Source organism: Mesotoga infera (assembly GCA_011045915.1).
GTDB classification, from domain to species: Bacteria; Thermotogota; Thermotogae; order Petrotogales; family Kosmotogaceae; genus Mesotoga; species Mesotoga infera_D.
Genome location: DSBT01000141.1, coordinates 1 through 19,100 on the forward strand (window position 1 = coordinate 1; position 19,100 = coordinate 19,100).

The window sequence follows — 19,100 nt, forward strand, 5'->3', positions numbered from 1 at the left end:
ACTCCGCCGGGAATTCTCTCTTCCGAATACTCGGGATTGTTTATTACGAAGAGCTGAATCTCTTTTCTTATCTTATTAAGGAGTTCTTTCACCCTTGCGTATATTACTGTGGAAAGTCTCCTGACAGAGACGTTCTTTCTTGTTCTCTCGTCTAGGCCGAAGTATTCCACTACATCTTCAGAATCCGGCGGGAACATGCTGCAGTGACCATAGTTTACGAGAAGTCTCTCGGCTTCATCTACAGATGTACCAAGTACTCTGGCAACATCCAGGACTATATGTCTTATTCCAAGAGGGATTCTTGAGATATAAACGGGAAGATTCTCTCTGTAGATCACAATCTCCGAAAAACTGTGACCCAAAACTACGCTTACCACTCCATGCTGCTTTTCGGTGTCTGTGAGTACCGCTTCGGAGGCAGAGATCAAGGCCGGGGAAATGAAGAAGTCGCCCCTTCCGAAAAGCTCTTCGAATAGCCTTCGGAATATTTCGACTGACTTTCCCTCACTGGAAACAAAGACCATCTCGACGTTCAATTTCTTGGCATACATCTCGACAGGGTTGAAGACGACTTTGTCATCATCAAGAATATACTTGCGTATATAGCTTCTGTGTATGTTAGTGTTGCCCGTCTTCATCTTCTCGGCCTTTAGACGGCTCATAATGCTAATTATCGTCTGCTCTTTAACCATTACCTGTTTGTCCTCGGAGAGAACCTCTTCAATGTTTTCGGAAAACACCGAATAATCTCCGTCCGTGAAACTTATCCTGAAGTCCGCTTCAACATCTTTCTTGCCCATCTGACCCGTAAGATCCTCGATCAGCTTTTGTATCGACTGCTTAAGAGCGACCGCATCTTTAACTTCGCCCTTGTCAAGTCCAACAGTCTTGACGCTTCCATAAGCCTCAAGAGTCATCTGACCTGTCTGCTCTCTACTCACTACCACACCCTTCAGGGTGTTCGTGCCAACATCGAGAGAAACTGTGTAATCCTTCCCCCTGGCCATCAATGTCACCTCGCTCTCAACAGTTTACCATCACTCAAGAAAATATATTCGCTTCTGTCGGAGGCGTTTTCTAGCTGAAGAAGAAGCTCCCTGTTTGCTTCCAAGCTCTCCCAGTCCATAACCTTAACTCGAATCCCTCGTCTGAGAAGCAGTACGTTGTTCTCAAAGTCAAAGTATGATACCAGTGCCAGTACGCTTCTGTCAGCAAGAATGCCCTCTACCGCTCCGGCAAAAATGTCTATGTCTCTTTCGCTAGCTACATAAACTCCATTAATAAGAAGAAATCTGACCCCGCCAATAACCGGGTAATTGAAAATCTCGGCAAGATCGGCGTAATCAACTATAGCAAAATCCTCCGATACCCAGTAGTATTTGTCTTCATAACTGACCACAAACTTTCCCGGTTTCAAAAAGACCCTACCTCCGGAAACATCAATACTTCCCGGTGGGTAAATTATATCAGTTTTCCATGTTCTTCTAAAGGCCGGCGGAAATTCAACCAGAATCTCTCCTGAATTGACTATCCTGGTCAGCTGTTCGACTGGGGCCGTGAAGAATGACTCCAGAACGAAATTCACTATGCAAAGCATCCAAATGGTAAAAAGGACTACCACGCAAATCCCGGCTCTAAGTGAAAGGCTCATACGTCAAGATTGGAAATACTTAGTGCATGCCGTTGTATAAACGACCTTCTTTCCTCCACCTCGCTACCCATTAGAATGGTGAACACACGATCAGCTTCCTGTGCATCTTCAATACTGATCTGTACCAATTTTCTGTCGTTGGGGTTCATTGTAGTCTCCCAGAGCTGCTCGGGATTCATCTCGCCGAGTCCCTTGAATCTCGAGTAATTCAGCTTACGGTCAGAATGCTCTTTAAGAAAAGTCGTGAGTTCCTCGTCACTATAAAAATAGAACTTCTGACGATTCATCTCAATCTTATAAAGCGGAGCTTGTGCAATGTAGACTTTTCCAGAGGTTATCAGCGGTGTCATATACCTATAAAAGAGCGTAAGAAGCAATGTGGTTATATGAGCACCGTCGACATCGGCATCGGTCATGATTATGATCCTTCCATATCTCAGTGATTCCATCTTGAAGTCCTCGCCCATGCCTGTCCCGAGTGCGACGATAATATTGCTTATTGTTTCGCTCTTCAACATTCTGTCCAGTCCGGCCTTTTCCACGTTCAGTATCTTGCCTCTAAGCGGAAGAATGGCCTGCATCTCTCTCGAGCGCGCCATTTTAGCCGAACCACCTGCAGAATCTCCTTCGACAATAAATATCTCGGTTTCATCCAGATTGCCGGAGATACAATCTGCAAGCTTGCCGGGAAGAGTTGTATTCTCGAGAGCGTTCTTTCTTCGAATCATCTCTCTTGCTTTTTTAGCCGCAAGTCTTGCCCTGGAAGCTTCAAGGGCCTTGCTAAGAATTGCCTTCAAATCCTTCTGATTATAGTCAAAGTGCTCTTCAAGCTTCTCTTTGACTACCTTCATCACTGCTTCGAAGGCCTCATCATTTCCGAGCTTCGCTTTGGTCTGCCCCTCAAATTGCGGTTCCTTGACAAAAACGCTCAAGATCGCCGAAAGGCCCTCTCTAAGGTCTTCGCCCTGGAGATTGATGTCCTTTTCTTTTAGAATGTTGTGTTTTCTGCCCAGATCATTCATCGTCTTTGTGAGGACAGTCTTGAAGCCGGTGAGATGAGTTCCCCCTTCGATGGTCTTTATGTTGTTTACGAAGGTGAGTATATCTTCATCGTATGATGTGGTGTACTGCATAGCCAGTTGAATCTTCACATCATTATACGAACCTTCTAAATAGATAGGATCTTTATGAATTGATTTCTTGTTTTTGCTCAGAGCCTTCACGAATTCTACGATTCCGCCTTCGAAATGATAGCTCCTCTTCTCTTCTATTCTTCTGTCCTCAAAGGTGATTTTTATTCCTCCATTGAGGTAGGCCAGTTCTTTGAATCTCGCCTCAAGGATATCGAAGTCAAAGTCGGTAATGTTGAATATAAGAGGGTCCGGCTTAAAACTCGTTATGGTTCCCTTTTCTTTTGTCTCCCCAATGATTTCTACTGGAGCAAGAGCCTTTCCTCTTTCATACTTCTGTCGATACATTTTGCCGTCTACCATTACTTCAACTATCATCCACTCAGACAAAGCGTTTACCACAGAAGCGCCAACACCGTGGAGCCCTCCACTGATCTTGTAAGAGTCTTTCGAGAACTTACCTCCGGCGTGGAGTGTAGTCATAACAACTTCAAGGGCGCTCGTCCCTGTGTCAGGATGAATATCTATCGGTATTCCCCTTCCGTTATCGCTGACAACTACGGAACCGTCCTCCGTTATCACTATACTTATATTATCGCAGTAACCGCCCATCGCCTCGTCTATGCTGTTGTCGACGATCTCATAGACGAGATGGTGCAATCCGGACTTTCCCGTCGACCCAATATACATTCCCGGCCGCTTTCTGACGGGATCAAGTCCCTTCAGTATCTTTATATTTTGAGCGTTGTATAAATTAGACATTGAGCACCTCCAGGTCTATCGTCCAATTCTGAATCTGATTCTCTTGATTGCTTCTACTCCTATCGCAGAGTTCATTTTCTCCAGAAGAACATTCTCTCTAAGTTTCATTTCATTAAGCCACATACCGTCGTCAACACTTATGATCAGAGTGCCGTCGGCAAAATCGACTATAGAGGAATGATTTGCAATAGGTTCTCCAACTATTTCTTCCCAATCTTCGTTTAACTCGAAGACCCTAATCTTTCTGAACAGTCCCGAGCTCCTTACCAGATCATCAAATATCTGCCCTATAGTCCGATGGTTCCACTTCATCTAATCCGCTCCAATTACTATCTTCTGTCATTATGTATCCTTCAAAATTATCCAGTAACAGTCGAGTCATTCCATCGGTGAAATCTTCGATGAGCACTCTTTCTTCCAGCCTTCTGACCGGAACGATTCCAACGCTTGTATGGGTAATGAAGACTTCATCGGCGCAGAAAAGCTCCCAGGCTGGAATCGGTCTCTTCTCAACGGGGATTTCCAGTGACTCACATAACCCGATAACGTTGTCCCTGGTTATTCCCGGCAGTACCCCGGACTGAACATCCGGTGTAGCAACCGAACCATCGAGAACAAGGAAAATGTTTGAAAAAGAGCCCTCACATAGATTGCCTTTTTCATTCAGAATGATCATGTCATAATTATCTCCAAGAGCCTTTCTCGTCCTAATGTTCCAGCTTGCGCCCGGCATCTTCAGGTGAGGATCGACTATCTCACCCGAAGGTTTAAGAAAAGGTGAGATCGAGATTTTTACACCCAATTCATAGATATCCTTCGAAACCGAAGGAAGGCGGCTGAAAACCACTGCAATTGTGCTCCCAGAAAAGTCGTTCAACAATGAGATGCGAATTCTAAAATCCTCGGTTTGAACTGTCTTGTTTCTCTCCAGTCCATCGATTATTATCGAGTTCAGCTCCTTGCATGTAAAAGGCACGTCGAGTCCCAACAGACTCGCCGAATGCTTCAGTCTATCACAATGCTTTCTGAATGCAAAAGGTAATCCGTTGTACGTTCGAACTACTTCATAAACCGATTCGCTGTTCATTACTCCCGGTATCAATATGCTAATCCGGGAAGAGTCTTCGTCACACCACTGATCGGCAATATAGTTCTGCATCGGAACCCTCCTCATTACTCTGTAACTCGATTATTTTCGCATCCACAAAGCCTTCATGTCTTCCCAAAATTCTGTGAGGTATGTAATACTCATCGAATCCGTGACTTAAGGAAGAATCTGTTCTCTCGATCAAAACTCTATTCGTCCAACCAATCTGTCTCTCGAGGTATCTCTCTCTTGATCGAACTGCCTCTTTCATCAGTTCTACAGACCTTACCTTCTTGACTCCTGAATCTATCTGACCGGTCATTTCCGCCGCTTCAGTTCCCGGCCTTCTCGAGAATCTAAAGACGTGCACTTTCAGGAAGCCGACAGTTTCTATGATTCTCAATGTCTTTCGATGATCCTCGTCACTCTCTCCGGGAAAACCGGTTATCAGATCTGTAGTAAACGCAAATCTCGAATCAATACTTCTGGCTCTCTCCACCGCTCCAAGATATGCATCGATCGTGTATTTCCTTCTCATTGATCGTAAAACCGCATCCGAACCGCTCTGAAGAGAAAGGTGGAGATGTCTGGTCATCCTCGACGAGTTGGCTACCAATTCGAGAAAACTCCCATTCATTGTGTCCGGATCGATCGAACCTAGTCTAATTCTCCAGTCTCCTGGAATCTTTTCAAGCTCGTAAAGAAGTTCAGCGAGAGATGTATCGAAATCAAAGCCGTAATATCCGATATTGATTCCCGTCAACACTATCTCTTTAAAGCCTCTTTTCACTAAACCGCTAAACTCTTTCTTGACCAGATCAACAGGCTTGCTGACTATCTTGTTGCCCCTTGCCAGTCTGATTCTGCAATAGGAGCAGTGGTTCAAACATCCGTCCTCGATTCCCAAGAAAGCCCTGGTCCTTCCCTCAATACTGGAAGTAACAGTCAAAAAATCTCCCTTCTCGACTCCATCTGGGCGATTCAACTGCTTCGAGACAAATTTATGTATGGCCGTCTTCTCTCTGACTCCAATCACTTCATCAGCTCCGAGTCTTCGTAATTGATCCGGTGAAAGCTCGGAGTAACAGCCTGCAATTATAATCTTTGAATTCGGATTGAGTCCCTTCAGCCTCCTGAAAAGCTGTCTCAGTTTTCGTTCCGCTTCGGAGGTTACTGTGCATGAATTTAGAATGAAGAGATCTGCCTGTTCCTTGGAAAAACTCACTTCGTAATCTTCCAATCTCTCGGCCATTGCCTGAGATTCATATTGGTTCATCTTGCAGCCGAAAGTATAGATTGAAACCGTTTTCCTCATCTATCGATCTTGCCTTGCGTCGCTGCATGAATAAGGTAAATCCTGTTTACTATTCCCATCAGTTTCCCTTCGTCATCGACTACGGGCAATATCTTAAGCCCATTCTTGATGAGAAGGTCGGCGGCATAAATTACGGTATCATCAGGCTTGATTAGCACCGGCGGTTTCACCATGTGCTGTGAGACTCGGTCGTCCTTTATCTTTCCCAATCGTATGACGAACTGATGCGTATCGGGAATGAATGATGCTGACTGAAGAAGGCTGAAGTAGCTGGGGAGGGCGCTCTTGATTACGTCGCTTTCACTAAGAAACCCAACAACTCTGAATTCCTCGTCGACAACTGGAAGACCTGATTTGTTCTGCCTCAAACAGAAGACGATGAAATCCTCTATTGTTTCATCCTCGAAAATCGTCGAAACATCTCTAATCATTGCTTCGCTTACTTTCATTCAGATCACTCCAGTTCACGCACATCGAAAGAATCTATATGCTTGTCTATGTCTTTAGTAGATATTAGTTCTTTGCTTATGTATTCAGCTTCCGCAACGGCCGCAGACATACCCCTCTTTGCTGCCAAGAAGCAATCCTTTTCGTTCTCAATCATTGAGTGGACAACCCCTGCCATGAATGCATCGCCGGTTCCCAGCAGGTGAGATCTATCGATATGAGCCCTGGTCTTGAAAAGCCAGACTCCATCTTGTGTGGCTATGACGTCGCCTTCTATAGCGTATGAGAGTATTGCCAGTTTGGCGCCCTTTTCTATGATTTTCTTCGCCGCTCTGACATAATCGTTGAGATCAACGAGGCTCTCTCCGAAAATCAGTTTTCTGCTTCTCAGATCCGGACGAGCCACAGTTATAACTCCTGCTTCTACTGCCATTTCAAAGGCAGGACCGGTACCTTCGGCGAATGCTAACTTGCCCGTATCAGTGACCTTTTTGCACAGTGTCCTGCAAATGTCGTTTTCCACACCTCTCGGAATACTGCCGGAGATCACGACATGCCTGACTCGCGAAAGAGCCACTTCGAACCTTCGGAGAAACATCCGTAAGTCATCCGGCTTTACCAGAGGGCCGGATGAGTTTATCTCGGTTATTGTGTCACCCAACGGATCGACTATTGCGATATTCTCTCTGGTTTCTTCCTCCACATGCACGAAACCGGTGGTTATCAAGTCACTTATAAGACGCATTCTCTCTTCGACTACTTTGCCAATATTACCGCCGAGAAAACCGATAGCTACGTTTCGAACCCCAAGACCGGAGAGAATTACTGACACATTTATGCCCTTACCCCCAGGATCCATCACTGAGTAACTGGGATTCTTCACCCTGTGGAATTCGTTTATCTTGAAATTCTCAACAACAATTTCCCTGTCGAGAGCAGGGTTAAGAGTAACCGTAAGGACGTTCACCACTCACCTCCGATAGAGAGGAATTATCGGTTGTTCAGAACGAAAAGTTCCGGACTTCCAACATATGAAATTTTACCATTTTTCAGAACAATCAACAAATCAGAAATGTCTAGAAGTCTCAAAACAAACCTGGAAGAGATAATCATAGTCACATTGTTTCTTGTCTCTAGAAGTATGTTTTTCACCTCGTTGCAAGCGTCGTCGTCAAGGTGATCGAGAATGTTGTCAAGAATGATTATTTCCGGATGGCGGACGAGAGTCGAAAAGACCAGTAATGAAAGCCTCTTGAAGAGAGGAATGCTCTTCAGAGACGTCTCCGCTTTTACCGAGAGGAGGTCAAGTAAGTCGAGCTCGTGAAAAAGGTCCAGTTCACTTTCTTCGAAATCCTCGAACTCAAAGCTCTTGCCTTTCAAAAACCTGAAGAATTCAATCAGCGAGAAGTTAGACATCGCTTCAAGAAAGGTTGTATCGACATAAGCTACCCGCCTTCTCACACTCTTTCTATCTAGATTGTCAATATCCGCCCCGAAGAGCCTTATCGAGCCGGTATAGCTCACTTTATCGAATAGTTCTTCATTCAAATGAATGAAACTCCGCAGAAGAGCAGATTTTCCTGATCCTCTTGCACCCTGAAGAAGAGCGATGCTTCCCTTTGGCACATCCAGAGAAATGCTGTCGAGCATTTTCTTGCCTTCGACCAGTAGTGAGAATTCCTTAAGAGAAAGAGCAGCCTCAATCACGAGACTGCTCCTCTTTACCGTTCTTATCGTTTAAACGACTAAAAATCTCTCTGTTGGCTAGTAAATCGCCATTCTTGGCTTTCTTCAACAATTCAATTTGGGAAAGAATCCTGGGACTAGTTTCAACTGGTCTTGCTCTCTTTTTTTCGGCCAAGTTTTCACGTCCCTTCGCGTGTGTTTACTATTATAAACACAGACTCTTTGCTCGAAAATGATACGTAAATTAAGAGCCTGTAATTAAATGGCTAAGTTAGTCACGTTTGGACGTGTTCAGCATGCCGAGCAACGCCTTCAGTTGTTTGCTTCTAGAAGGGTGTCTCAATTTCCTAAGAGCCTTAACTTCTATCTGTCGGATTCTCTCTCTAGTAACGTTGAAAAACTGTCCCACTTCTTCAAGAGTCTTTGTCTTTCCATCTAGCAGACCATATCTCATCTTCAACACCATAGCTTCTCTTGGGGAAAGAGTGTCTAGAATCTGATCTATCTGTTCTCTCAACAACATCTTCATGGCAGCTTCTTCCGGCTGCTCCATAGAATCGTCATGAATGAAGTCGCCCATTGTCGATTCTTCATCGCCACTTATTGGCGACTCGAGCGAAACCGTCTCCTTCGATGCAGCCAAAATCTCTTCGATCTTCTCCGGTGTCTTGCCGGTTAACTTGCCCAGTTCTTCGATCGTCGGATACTCTCCGAAATCCTGCAAGTGTTCCCTGATAACCTTGTTCAGCTTGTTTATCGTTTCAACCATGTGAACGGGAACCCGTATCGTTCTTGCCTGGTCTGCAATAGCCCTCGTGATGGCCTGCCTGATCCACCAGGTAGCGTAAGTGCTGAACTTGTAGCCCTTCTTCCAGTCAAATTTCTCGACGGCTTTGATCAGCCCTATGTTTCCTTCCTGAATAAGGTCAAGGAATGTGAGGCCGCGTCCGATGTATCTCTTAGCTATAGAAACTACAAGTCTCAGGTTAGCTGTGATCAGCTCTTCCTTTGCTTTCGGTTCGCCTTTCTGAGCGCGACGCGCAAGCTCTCTTTCTCTGCTTGGAGTCAGGAGTGAGATCTTGCCGATCTCCTTAAGATACATCTTTATCGGGTCTTTTAGTGAGATGTTGTCATACATTTCGGGTGTTGTCTCCAGTATCGAAACGAGTTCTTCGCCGCCTTCATTCTCTATGTCATCGTCTTCCTCTACGGGTTCTTTTTCAACGATATTAATTTTGTTCTTCTCGAATTCCTCATAGATTGATTCAACAAGAGTTGAGTCAAAACCTTCATAATCTGGCGGGAAAGCGCTGTCGATATCTTCGTATGTGATGAAGCCCTTCTTCTTTCCCTGCCTGAGAAGTTTCTTGATTCGCTTATCTATCTCTTCTTTGTTAATCAGAACATTGCTTTCGCCGTTATCGTCTGTTTCGGATTCTTCAACAACAATTTTTTCGGCAAGTGATTTGATGTTCTCTTCAATGACCGCAGTCTTTGACGTCGTTTTCTTTTTTTGCTTTTCCAAATTAATCGCCACCCTTCATCTTTCTATCGAGCAGTCTTCTAAGCTCGATCCTCCTGACCAGCAAAGCTCTTTTCGCCCCCTCGTCCATTACCTTTGGCAGCTTTCTGTCGATCTCGGCCATTTCTTCTTCTACAAGTCTCTTATTTGCGTACTCACCGGTTGTCCGAAGTATTCTCTGAGCCGTCTCGTAATCAATGCAAATGGATGCCAGATCGATAAGTTCTCTGCCAATGCTTTCTTCCACAAGATCAAGTAACTCCTCAAGTTCCAACCCCCTTTTCATTCCCTTGAGAAGCTCCTTCAAATCTCTGCTCTCTTCCATAAGCTCGAGTTGCTTCACAACTGTTTCTCGAAGAGCCGAATGCTGAAGATAAATTCTAATATGATCTTTCAGTTTCAGAATGACGCCGCTTTTCAACTCTTTCCCAGTATTCCTGGAACCAACACCGCGAAGAGCCGATTCAAGCTCCCGCTCTGAATAACCTGTCTTCTCTGAAAGCGCGGCCACTGTCAATTGAACCGTCGCAAGGTTCCCCGAGTTCCTGAAACTCACTACATACGGCCTCAGGTACTCTATTAGGTGTTTTCTACCCTGAGGGACAGACAAATCAAGCTTTCTGGAATAGAACTCAACCCTGAAGGCAGCCCCTGGTATTGCGACCGCCAGAACCTCCTTTATTGCCTTTGCCCCTTCCATAACGAAAAGATCTGCAGGGTCCTTGTAATCTCGCATCATCACCACGGCGGTTGTAAAATCCATCTTCTCTGCTACGTCTACTGATCTTAGCGTCGCTGCCTGACCGGCCGCATCTGAGTCGAGAAAGAACAGGAGATTCCTTGTGTAATTCCCCAGAATCCGGAGATGTTTTTCCGTCAATGCCGTTCCTAGCAAACCGACAGCGTTGGTAACACCCGCTTCGAAAAGTGAAATAACGTCGAAATAGCCTTCCGCAATTACAGCGTAGTTCAACTGCTTGATTGCCGCTTTGGCACGTGAAAGGTTGAATAAGAGCCTGTTCTTCTGGAAGTATTTCGATTCGGAGGAATTCATATATTTAGGCCCCTGCTCGGCAGTCATTATTCTTCCACCGAATCCAACAACTCTTCCCGACTCGTTGTCAATGGGAATCATCAATCTGCCCGCGAATCTGTCCTTGAAGGAAGTCCCTCTTCTCAACAATACTCCGAACTGAAGAAGCGACTTCTCATCGACCCTTAGTTTCGACGGTAATGACTGAGGAAAAGTTCTTTCGTCTGGCGAATAACCGAGCTGAAACTCACTTATCGTGTTTTGTGAAAGTCTTCTCTTATCCTCAAGATACTTGAGAATATCATCATTGTTTTCTCTCAGTTCCTTGTTATATATGCTTGCGAGACGAGACATAATAGCCGTGTATCTGTCGTATTCAGACTCGGCCATATCGACTTCGATGGAGATACCTGCGTAGTCGGCGAGTCGTTTCACGGCTTCGGAGAATGAAAGATTCTCAATCTTTTGGTAGAAAGTGATGATATCACCTTTTTCACCGCAGCCAAAGCAATGAAAGAAGCCCCTTTGAGGGTGAACATAGAATGAAGGATCGTTGTCACTGTGAAATGGGCATAGTCCCCTGTAAGAGCTTCCGGCCTTCTGCAGGTTCACGTAACGTCCTATGAATTCGACGATATTTATAGACTTCTTGATCTCGTCGAGTTCCTCTTTAGTGAACACTGAATCACCACCGGCAAAAAAAGGCCCATACGCTCTGAGTACGGGCCGTATTTTAGTAAAACGTGTTAACGCTTGGAGAACTGAGGTGCTCTTCTTGCCTTCTTGAGACCGTACTTCTTTCTCTCGACTTCTCTCGGGTCTCTGGTCAAGAGATTGTTCTGTCGAAGAAGCTTCCTGAGATCAGGATTGAACTTGATAAGCGCTCTGGCTATTCCAAGGCTTATTGCCCCCGCCTGCCCGGCAAGTCCACCACCATCGACTCTTATCAACATGTCGAATCTTCCCATTGTGTTAGTAACGACAGCGGGTTTAAGTGCGCTTCTCACCCATGCGTCATTTGAAAGATATTCCTTGAGGTCTGAATATGCTTTTCCATTTATTAGAAGTTTTCCGGTTCCAGGTCTTAGGTGAACTCTGGCGACAGAGGTCTTCCTTCTGCCAGTTCCATAGTAATCTACAAAGTCAGCCATGCCTCAACCTCCTCATTTAACCAGTTCGATCAATTCGGGTTTCTGTGCAGCGTGTTCATGCTCGGGACCTGCATATACTTTAAGCTTCTTGAGCATCCTTTCGCCAAGAGCCTTCTTGGGGAGCATTCTTTTAACTGCAAGTCTAACGACTCTGTCCGGGAATTTCTCCATCATCTGTCTTGCTGTTCTTTCCTTGATGCCGCCCGGATAACCCGAGTATCTGTAGTATTTTTTCTGGTCGAGTTTATTGCCGGTAAGCTTGACTTTGTCTGCATTTACTACTATGACAAAATCGCCGGTATCCAGATGGGGGGTGTAATAAGGTTTGTTCTTTCCCATAAGTACCATGGCAATTTGGCCAGCAAGTCTTCCAAGGGGAACGTCAGTCGCGTCGACTACGTACCATTTCTTCTCTATTTTGTTGCCATTGTGATCAACGAGGTAACCGAGAGTTTTCTCGATTTCTCCCTTTCTTTTCGTCTGCACCTTGGAGTGGGTCACTGCCCATCTGCACACAGGTGTTTTCTGAATCTTCATAGATGCAATCCTCCTCAACAGAACAGCTTACTCGCTGTAGACACTGACGTACTTGCGGTTGTTCTTCTCTTCGAAGCGAACCTTACCGTCTATGAGAGCGAAGAGGGTGTGATCTCTGCCGAGCCCTACATTGTTTCCGGGGTGTATCTTTGTCCCTCTCTGCCTGACGATTATCGATCCGGCCTTTACAGCTGAAGATTCGCCTCTTTTAACCCCAAGATACTTGGGATTACTATCTCTTCCGTTTGTTCTACCAGCGCTTTTTCGGGCCATCTCACTTCACCCCCGTCTCAATTTTGTCAATAGAGACTTCAGTGAACCACTGTCTGTGACCGTTGACTCTGTCGAAGTTCTTCCGGGCTCCAAACTTGACAACAAGCACTTTCTTGTCTCTACCGTGAGAAACAACCTTGCCTACAACTTTCGCTCCGTCCACATAAGGTTTGCCTACCGTTGCTTCCTGCCCATCGTGGACGAGAATAACTCTGTCAAAGACTATCTCGTCTCCGCTTTCCTTTCCGTTCTGCCTTTCGGTGAAGAGAGTCATACCTTCCTCGACTCTATATTGTCTTCCCGAGGCTTCAATGATGGCGTACACTAAGAGCCACCTCCTCATGCAATAGAAATGTGCTGAAACTAGGTACCTAACGGATTTAAAACCTGCTTCAAGCACGAAAAAAACGCTCGCGATCAAAATTCTATCACAAGTGGCAATGAGGGGAGAGTCTCTGGGTAACGTTTGTATTACGAACGAGAAAGGGTTTTGAATTACTCGAGATCTTCCATTGAATAAGTTTACCATATTGACAGCGCTACGGCCCGTGATATAATCGGTTACGAGGACGGAGGCGTATCCTAATTGGCTAAGGAGCCGGTCTCGAAAATCGGTGGGGTTGATGCCCCTTGTGGGTTCGAGTCCCACCGCCTCCGCCAGAGGGCGGTTTCGCCCTATTTTTTTGGAGGTGGTAGCGTGATCCTGGATAGAGCCCTGAGGCTTCTCAAAGGAAGGAAAGAAAAGCTGGATTACTCTATTCCCAAAGAATGGCTTCCTACAGGATATTCCGGCACACTGAAACTGAGAGATCGCTACATATTTGTAGACCCCTACGAATTCAGCTCGACAATAGTCGAAGGCATTTTATCAAGAGCCGAGAAGGGAAGAGATTACTCTAAATCGCTGGGTAGAATGAGGATGGAAAACGAGAGCACCTGGATAAACTCTGCTATCATATACGGTTCATTCGTAAGATCGACCACTGCCTACTCACATCATGATCCTGAGCTGTTTTCCGAACTGGATTCTCAACAGTACTCGGAATCAGGGACATTCCTAAAGATGATATTTATGCTGCCCTATCTCGAGAGGATGGGTTTCGACACTCTTTACTTCCTACCGGTTACAAGTTACAGCGATAAATTCAAGAAGGGTGAGCTAGGTTCGCCCTATTCGGTGAAGGACTTCTTCGCAATAGACGAGCGATACCACGATGTGTTGCTGGGCGATATGGATGTTGAAGAGGAGTTCACGGCATTTGTTGAAGCCGCTCATATCATGGGAATGAGAGTGGTTCTCGACTTCATTCCCAGAACATCGGCACGCGACTCGGCTTTGATTCTCAAACATCCCGAATGGTTCTACTGGATCGACGCGTCCCGACTCGGTGACTATTTACCGCCAAAAATCGATAATCTGGGATTCGATCAGGCAAAGGTTGAGACCTTGCCGATTATCTATGCAAATGAAAACGTGAAGAAGCACCTTTCACTTTTCCGTCATTCTCCCGAAAAGCTTTTTCCGGATAGATGGAGAAACTTCGTGGCTCACCACAAGGGCAATGAGAGTTTTCTAGACGAGCTTGTCGAAGAGTTTGGTTTGATAACACCTCCAGGATTCTCCGACTGGATAAATGACAACCAGCCTACATGGGACGACATAACTTTCCTCAGGCTATACAAGGATCATCCGATTGAATCTCGAAGGTTCCTTCCGGAAAATCAGCCGCCATACGTTTTGTTCGATGTAGTGAAGTCCTCTTTCTTTCCCGGTATTGAGCCAATGAGCGATCTCTGGGAGAGCATTGAAAACATCATGCCTTTCTATAATGAGAAGTTTGGTGTAGATGGTGCAAGACTGGATATGGGACATGCCCTTCCTAGAGAGCTTGAATTAAGAATCATCCGCAAAGCCAAAGAGAGAGATCCTTCCTTTGCGATCATTGCCGAAGAACTCGTAATGGGGAATGATGAGAAGGCCAGACAGTCGGGATACGACTGCATTCTTGGGAATACGTGGTGGATGGAACCTAGAATCAATGAAGGAAAGTTCAAAGAGCTCTTATATGGAGTTCTGCCGAATATGAGGCTGCCAACTCTGGCAGGAATCGAGACTCCCGACACACCGAGAGCGGCGGCAAGAAAAAACGGCAGGAGTTTTTCTCGGTTTGCAACTGTACTGAATTACTTTTTGCCAAACGGCATTACATATATCAACTCCGGACAGGAGATCTTTGAGATCCAACCGATGAACCTCGGACTGGATAACGATGAAGAGGGTAGGTACGTTCTTCCCCCAAATGATCCCTTTTACGGGAAGCTTGCTTTCTTCGATCCTTACGTGCTCCACTGGAACGCAGGCGATGACCTGATCGACCTGATTTCGCTTCTCTCTTCTATTAGGAGAAGCAATCTCGATTTGCTAAATTCCAACAATCCCAAACTCCTCTGGGAGGAAGACAAAACATCTGCAGGCCTGTTCTACTGGAATGGAGTCAAAGGACTCTTGGTGGTTGCAAATGGAGATTTCGAGGCAATGAAGGAGTTCCACATCGATCTCGGCTTTCACACGTGGAGGGGAAACCACAAGGTTAAGTGGAAGCTCAAGGGATTCGATGGGCAATCTGATTGGGATGTGGGAGGAGACTTCCATCTCTCTCTTGGTCCCGGAGAGGTTGCCGTTGCACAAGTCAGTTAAGAACAGAAGGCCCCTTCGGGGGCCTTCCTTTTATCTTCGAATTACTTCTTTGGTTCTACAGAAAATCGTATTGCCGTTCTCACTTCCCCGTCAATCTCTACATCCGAAAAGCTTGGAACACATACGAGATTCATGCCGCTGGGCGCTACATAACCTCTAGCGATTGCAATTGCCTTAATTGCCTGATTGACCGCGCCCGCTCCAATAGCCTGAATCTCTGCAACGCCCTTCTCTCTGAGTACTCCGGCAAGTGCGCCAGCGACTGCATTTGGTTTTGAGTGGGTTGCTACCTTCAGTACTTCCATGACTGCTACCTCCTTCTGAGATCTGTCATGCTACTGGGAGAGAAATTAGGATGGTGCGCCCGGCAGGATTTGAACCCGCAACCATCGGAGCCGAAATCCGATGCTCTATCCGTTGAGCCACGGGCGCATGAAATTTAGAAGAAGTGGGGTGGCTGGCGGGGTTCGAACCCGCGGCCGCCTGATCCACAGTCAGGCGCTCTTCCAGCTGAGCTACAACCACCATGTGTGTTACGTGGCGCGCCCGGCAGGACTCGAACCTGCAACCCCCGGATTAGAAGTCCAGTGCTCTATCCATTGAGCCACGGGCGCTGGAGCGGCCGACGGGAGTCGAACCCGCAACATTCGCCTTGGAAGGGCGATACTCTACCAATTGAGCTACAGCCGCACTAATAACTCTTGGTCGGGAAGACAGGATTTGAACCTGCGACCTCCTGTGCCCAAGACAGGCGCGCTTCCAACTGCGCTACTCCCCGCTCACGAATCTAAATATATCAGATTTTGGGGATGCCGTCAATAGTACAGGATCAGAGTAATTAATGAACGGCGAATAGAGTTATAAACTTCTGCTCCCAGTAGCTTGTCAAAGATCTAGGCTAACATTTAGACTGAATGGCATTCATGTGGTTCAACATGGTATAACATCAAGAGCCATACACATGAAATGTAGTAGAATATTCGTTGAGGTGGTTATAGTTGTCTGTGATTGTAACATCAAATCTTGTGAAGAAGTACGGTTCCTTTGAAGCATTGAACAATGTGTCTCTTTCAATAGAGAAGGGCGATCTCTACTGCCTTCTCGGACCGAACGGAGCCGGAAAGTCCACCTTGATAAGGATTCTTACAGGTCTAATGAAGCCTACTTCGGGCGACGTACATGTTGCTGGAATGGATCTGAACAGTAGAGCAAAAGAGATCAGGCAGAAGGTGGGGCTTGTTTCAGAGCGGGTCATCCTGTATGACCGTCTTACTCCTGTTGAGAACCTGCTTTTCTTCGCTTCGATGCTCCATATTGGCAGAAAGGACGCGCTGAAGAGAATCCATGATCTCCTCGAAAAGGTGGATATGCTCTGTTGGAAGAACAAGCCGGTCAGAGTCTTCTCAACCGGGATGAAGCAGAGAGTGAACTTCATTAGGGCTTTGCTTCACGATCCGGAGATTCTGTTTATGGATGAACCTACGCTAGGACTCGATCCACATTCGACCAGAACTATCAGAAACATGGTGAGAGAGCTCAATGAATCAGGGATAACTATTGTTCTCACTACTCACGTAATGGGTGAGGCTGAGAGCATTGCAAAGTCAGTCGGCATAATGCACAGAGGAGAGTTGATCTCAAGCGGGAGCCTTGAAGCTATTCGGGCTTCTATGAAGAGCGATCGAATAATCGTTACGATCAAGGGTTCGCCAGTCGCCTCATTAGAAGGAATTGGGGGCTATCAAAGCGAAATCAGGCTTGATGGAGTTGTGAAGATTAGCTTCCAGCCGGGATGGACTATCGAGGATATCCTCCCCGCGGTTTTGCGGATGAAACTTGAAGTGATTGATATTGAGCACAAAAAACCTTCACTGGAGGATGTCTTTGTCAAGTTGACGGGCGAGAGTTCATAGATCGATAAGACTCCAGGGATCAACGGGTGTACCTCCGCTAAACCTTGACTTCTCTGCGGCCCAGCACATCAAATGGCTCTGAAGAGAGTTTTCGAATGTGGTAGACAAAGACCCCGTTTTTTCTTCCAAGTATCTCACGAAATCTCTTATGATTTCTCTATCACCGCCTCCGTGCCTGGACCCGTCGTGGGTCGTTAGATATGTCTTGTGATCGCCGGAAAAGAGCCTGAGTTCAATACTGTCCCTTTCAAAATCGCCGGTTATCTCTCCATGGCTGCCACTGACAAGTATCTTTCTTGTTTTCGCACTTGTGAATGCATTCATCGAAAAGACAGCCTCGACCCCGTTCTCAAACGAGACAAGCATGTTCTGATAATCAGCGACGTTGTTGTCGCTTCTGAAAACACATCTTCCGTAACTGCTCGTACGCAAAATCTCTCTACGGCTCTCAAAAGACATATCGTTTCCAATAGTGTTCACAGGCCAGTCGACATTGTCAGACAAGTATTGCGTGACAGCGGAATAGGGGCAGGTTTCTTTCAGAGGGCAATCTAGGCATCGTTCTGCCGAGTTTTCGGGAGCGTTCTCTTTTCTGAAATACTTGAGGCCGCCTTTGGATATTACTGAGACAGCCTTCGAAGATAGAAGCCAGGTGAGAATATCCATATCGTGACAGCTCTTTGAGAGGATAGAAGGACCGGTAAGTGTCGATTCTCTCCAGTTTCCCCTTACGTAGGAGTGAGCGAAGTGATAGAAGCCTACCTGCTCAGTGTACTCAACTGCCTGTATCATTCCAACAGAATCTGAATCAAGGAGAGACTTTAGCTGTTTGAAAAAGCTAGAATACCTCAACACGTGAGCGATGAATAGTCGGGAGGTATCTACTTTAGAGTATTTTAAGGCCCTTATGCCGTCAAGCCCGACAGAGATAGGTTTCTCCAGAAGAACGGAATAACCACCTGCAAGTGCCGCTATAGTGGGTTCAACATGAACCGCTTCCGGAGTGGCAACAATCACTCCGTCGGCGAACTTTGGCCTTGAAAGAAGGACTTTCCAGTCTCCAACAGAATCTGAAGCGCGTATTCCATGTCTCTCTGCAAAACGCTCTCTTCTTTGCTTATCTGGTTCTGCAATGGCGACGACACGAGATTTCTTAACCGTCTTCAGTGCCTCCCCGTACGCGAAGTATCCTCTATTGCCTGCGCCTATCATGATCAAATCCACCAAAGAAATCTACCACCCTCAGCAGTTGTAAATTAATTCTAACACTGACTTTCAATTGCGAGATAGCCTTAACTGCTCCGGTGTGATATAAAAGGAAAGATCAAAATCGAAAAGGAGTGAAGAGTTTGACCGACATAAAAAGAAATGACTCTGAAATCGTTCGAGTTTCAAAGAGAGAGTTTAAAGGTCACGAATTCCTTGATCTCAGGATCTACTATCAGGATGACGAAGGCGATTATAAACCCACAAAAAAGGGAATTACAATTAATCCCAAACTTGTAGATGAACTGATCGACGCTCTAAATAAGGAGAAAGACTCGGCGCCTGTGAAAGAGTGAGCTTTTTACGGAACAGAAATTGGAAGAACGAGATAAGAGGTTTGAAGATATAGTTCTCATTGCTCATCTTTTCTCAAGTGGCTCTTTCCCCGCGAAGCGGGCATTGCGTCTCTGAGAGGGCTTCCTTTCGGGCGAACCGCCGTTCGCCCCTACAGATCGCAGAATCAAATGGGGGACAACGGAAAACCTGTCCCCACATTTAGAACCCGATAATCGCTGTGAGATGAAGTCCTTCGCTGACCTTTCACGGTCAACGGGTCTCTGTCCTAAACTTGCAACTTGCATCTTGGCAGTTGCAACGACTTTCACAGAGTGCAGCGCTCAGCGATAAGT

Annotated in this window: 20 protein-coding genes and 6 tRNA genes; 4 read left to right on the plus strand and 22 right to left on the minus strand. The window is 46.0% G+C overall.

What is annotated here, in order from left to right; genetic code table 11:
* The 15 genes from ENN47_05155 to rplU form a co-directional block, all read right to left on the minus strand.
* A partial coding sequence (locus tag ENN47_05155) for a cell division protein FtsA (GenBank protein HDP77567.1) occupies positions 1-1,007 on the minus strand: 1,007 nt, incomplete at its 3' end.
* A 5-nt stretch (positions 1,008-1,012) separates the two neighbouring features.
* Positions 1,013-1,651 carry a DUF4894 domain-containing protein gene (locus ENN47_05160; protein ID HDP77568.1) on the minus strand — a complete coding sequence of 213 codons (639 nt, stop codon included), beginning with the start codon at positions 1,649-1,651 and terminating at the stop codon, positions 1,013-1,015.
* A complete protein-coding gene (gyrB, locus tag ENN47_05165; protein HDP77569.1) occupies positions 1,648-3,543 on the minus strand; it encodes a DNA topoisomerase (ATP-hydrolyzing) subunit B in 1,896 nt (631 codons plus the stop codon). Before gyrB ends, ENN47_05160 begins: the two co-directional genes overlap by 4 nt.
* A 15-nt stretch (positions 3,544-3,558) precedes the next feature.
* On the minus strand, positions 3,559-3,855 hold the full coding sequence (locus ENN47_05170) for a DUF721 domain-containing protein (GenBank protein ID HDP77570.1): 297 nt from the start codon (positions 3,853-3,855) through the stop codon (positions 3,559-3,561).
* Positions 3,818-4,702 (minus strand): aminotransferase class IV, encoded by an 885-nt coding sequence (locus ENN47_05175; GenBank protein ID HDP77571.1) that lies wholly within the window; start codon positions 4,700-4,702, stop codon positions 3,818-3,820. The genes ENN47_05170 and ENN47_05175 overlap by 38 nt, the downstream gene beginning before the upstream one ends.
* Positions 4,671-5,945, minus strand: a complete 1,275-nt coding sequence (gene mtaB / locus ENN47_05180) for a tRNA (N(6)-L-threonylcarbamoyladenosine(37)-C(2))-methylthiotransferase MtaB (GenBank protein ID HDP77572.1) — start codon at positions 5,943-5,945, stop codon at positions 4,671-4,673. Before mtaB ends, ENN47_05175 begins: the two co-directional genes overlap by 32 nt.
* The gene (locus ENN47_05185; GenBank protein HDP77573.1) at positions 5,942-6,394 is read right to left on the minus strand and encodes a CBS domain-containing protein; all 453 of its coding nucleotides are present in this window, start codon (positions 6,392-6,394) and stop codon (positions 5,942-5,944) included. The genes mtaB and ENN47_05185 overlap by 4 nt, the downstream gene beginning before the upstream one ends.
* A 5-nt stretch (positions 6,395-6,399) precedes the next feature.
* Positions 6,400-7,359: a 1-phosphofructokinase family hexose kinase gene (locus tag ENN47_05190; GenBank protein HDP77574.1), complete on the minus strand. Its 960-nt coding sequence runs from the start codon at positions 7,357-7,359 to the stop codon at positions 6,400-6,402.
* A 23-nt stretch (positions 7,360-7,382) separates the two neighbouring features.
* Entirely contained in the window at positions 7,383-8,099 is a 717-nt protein-coding gene (locus ENN47_05195; protein HDP77575.1) for an ATP-binding cassette domain-containing protein, read from the minus strand.
* A gap of 250 nt (positions 8,100-8,349) precedes the next feature.
* A complete protein-coding gene (gene rpoD, locus ENN47_05200; GenBank protein HDP77576.1) occupies positions 8,350-9,603 on the minus strand; it encodes an RNA polymerase sigma factor RpoD in 1,254 nt (417 codons plus the stop codon).
* A 1-nt stretch (position 9,604) separates the two neighbouring features.
* Complete coding sequence (gene dnaG, locus ENN47_05205) at positions 9,605-11,314, minus strand: DNA primase (GenBank protein HDP77577.1); 1,710 nt, start codon at positions 11,312-11,314, stop codon at positions 9,605-9,607.
* Between the two features lie 65 nt (positions 11,315-11,379).
* Positions 11,380-11,784, minus strand: a complete 405-nt coding sequence (locus ENN47_05210) for a 30S ribosomal protein S9 (GenBank protein HDP77578.1) — start codon at positions 11,782-11,784, stop codon at positions 11,380-11,382.
* Between the two features lie 12 nt (positions 11,785-11,796).
* Positions 11,797-12,321 (minus strand): 50S ribosomal protein L13, encoded by a 525-nt coding sequence (locus ENN47_05215; GenBank protein ID HDP77579.1) that lies wholly within the window; start codon positions 12,319-12,321, stop codon positions 11,797-11,799.
* A 27-nt stretch (positions 12,322-12,348) separates the two neighbouring features.
* Positions 12,349-12,594, minus strand: coding sequence for a 50S ribosomal protein L27 (locus tag ENN47_05220; GenBank protein ID HDP77580.1), 246 nt, complete (start codon positions 12,592-12,594; stop codon positions 12,349-12,351).
* A gap of 1 nt (position 12,595) precedes the next feature.
* The gene (gene rplU / locus ENN47_05225) at positions 12,596-12,919 is read right to left on the minus strand and encodes a 50S ribosomal protein L21 (GenBank protein HDP77581.1); all 324 of its coding nucleotides are present in this window, start codon (positions 12,917-12,919) and stop codon (positions 12,596-12,598) included.
* A gap of 246 nt (positions 12,920-13,165) precedes the next feature.
* Here rplU and ENN47_05230 point away from each other — a divergent pair.
* Both ENN47_05230 and ENN47_05235 read left to right on the plus strand, forming a co-directional pair.
* A tRNA-Ser gene (locus tag ENN47_05230) sits at positions 13,166-13,254 on the plus strand.
* 37 nt (positions 13,255-13,291) lie between these two features.
* On the plus strand, positions 13,292-15,292 hold the full coding sequence (locus ENN47_05235; protein HDP77582.1) for a maltodextrin glycosyltransferase: 2,001 nt from the start codon (positions 13,292-13,294) through the stop codon (positions 15,290-15,292).
* 41 nt (positions 15,293-15,333) lie between these two features.
* Here the strand turns inward: ENN47_05235 and ENN47_05240 are convergent, their stop codons facing one another.
* The 6 genes from ENN47_05240 to ENN47_05265 form a co-directional block, all read right to left on the minus strand.
* Positions 15,334-15,597, minus strand: coding sequence for a stage V sporulation protein S (locus ENN47_05240; protein HDP77583.1), 264 nt, complete (start codon positions 15,595-15,597; stop codon positions 15,334-15,336).
* Positions 15,598-15,648: 51 nt separating this feature from the next.
* Positions 15,649-15,724, minus strand: a tRNA-Arg gene (locus ENN47_05245).
* A gap of 17 nt (positions 15,725-15,741) precedes the next feature.
* Positions 15,742-15,817: transfer RNA gene (locus ENN47_05250), tRNA-His, on the minus strand.
* A 13-nt stretch (positions 15,818-15,830) separates the two neighbouring features.
* A tRNA-Arg gene (locus tag ENN47_05255) sits at positions 15,831-15,906 on the minus strand.
* Positions 15,907-15,982, minus strand: a tRNA-Gly gene (locus ENN47_05260).
* Positions 15,983-15,994: 12 nt separating this feature from the next.
* Positions 15,995-16,070: transfer RNA gene (locus tag ENN47_05265), tRNA-Pro, on the minus strand.
* A gap of 220 nt (positions 16,071-16,290) precedes the next feature.
* On the opposite strand from ENN47_05265, the gene ENN47_05270 reads away from it, so the two are divergent.
* A complete protein-coding gene (locus ENN47_05270; protein ID HDP77584.1) occupies positions 16,291-17,205 on the plus strand; it encodes an ABC transporter ATP-binding protein in 915 nt (304 codons plus the stop codon).
* Here the strand turns inward: ENN47_05270 and ENN47_05275 are convergent.
* Entirely contained in the window at positions 17,200-18,432 is a 1,233-nt protein-coding gene (locus ENN47_05275; GenBank protein HDP77585.1) for a Gfo/Idh/MocA family oxidoreductase, read from the minus strand. The genes ENN47_05270 and ENN47_05275 overlap by 6 nt on opposite strands.
* A 122-nt stretch (positions 18,433-18,554) precedes the next feature.
* Between ENN47_05275 and ENN47_05280 the strand changes: the two genes are divergently transcribed.
* Positions 18,555-18,767 carry a transcriptional coactivator p15 gene (locus ENN47_05280; protein ID HDP77586.1) on the plus strand — a complete coding sequence of 71 codons (213 nt, stop codon included), beginning with the start codon at positions 18,555-18,557 and terminating at the stop codon, positions 18,765-18,767.
* Positions 18,768-19,100 lie beyond the last annotated feature (333 nt).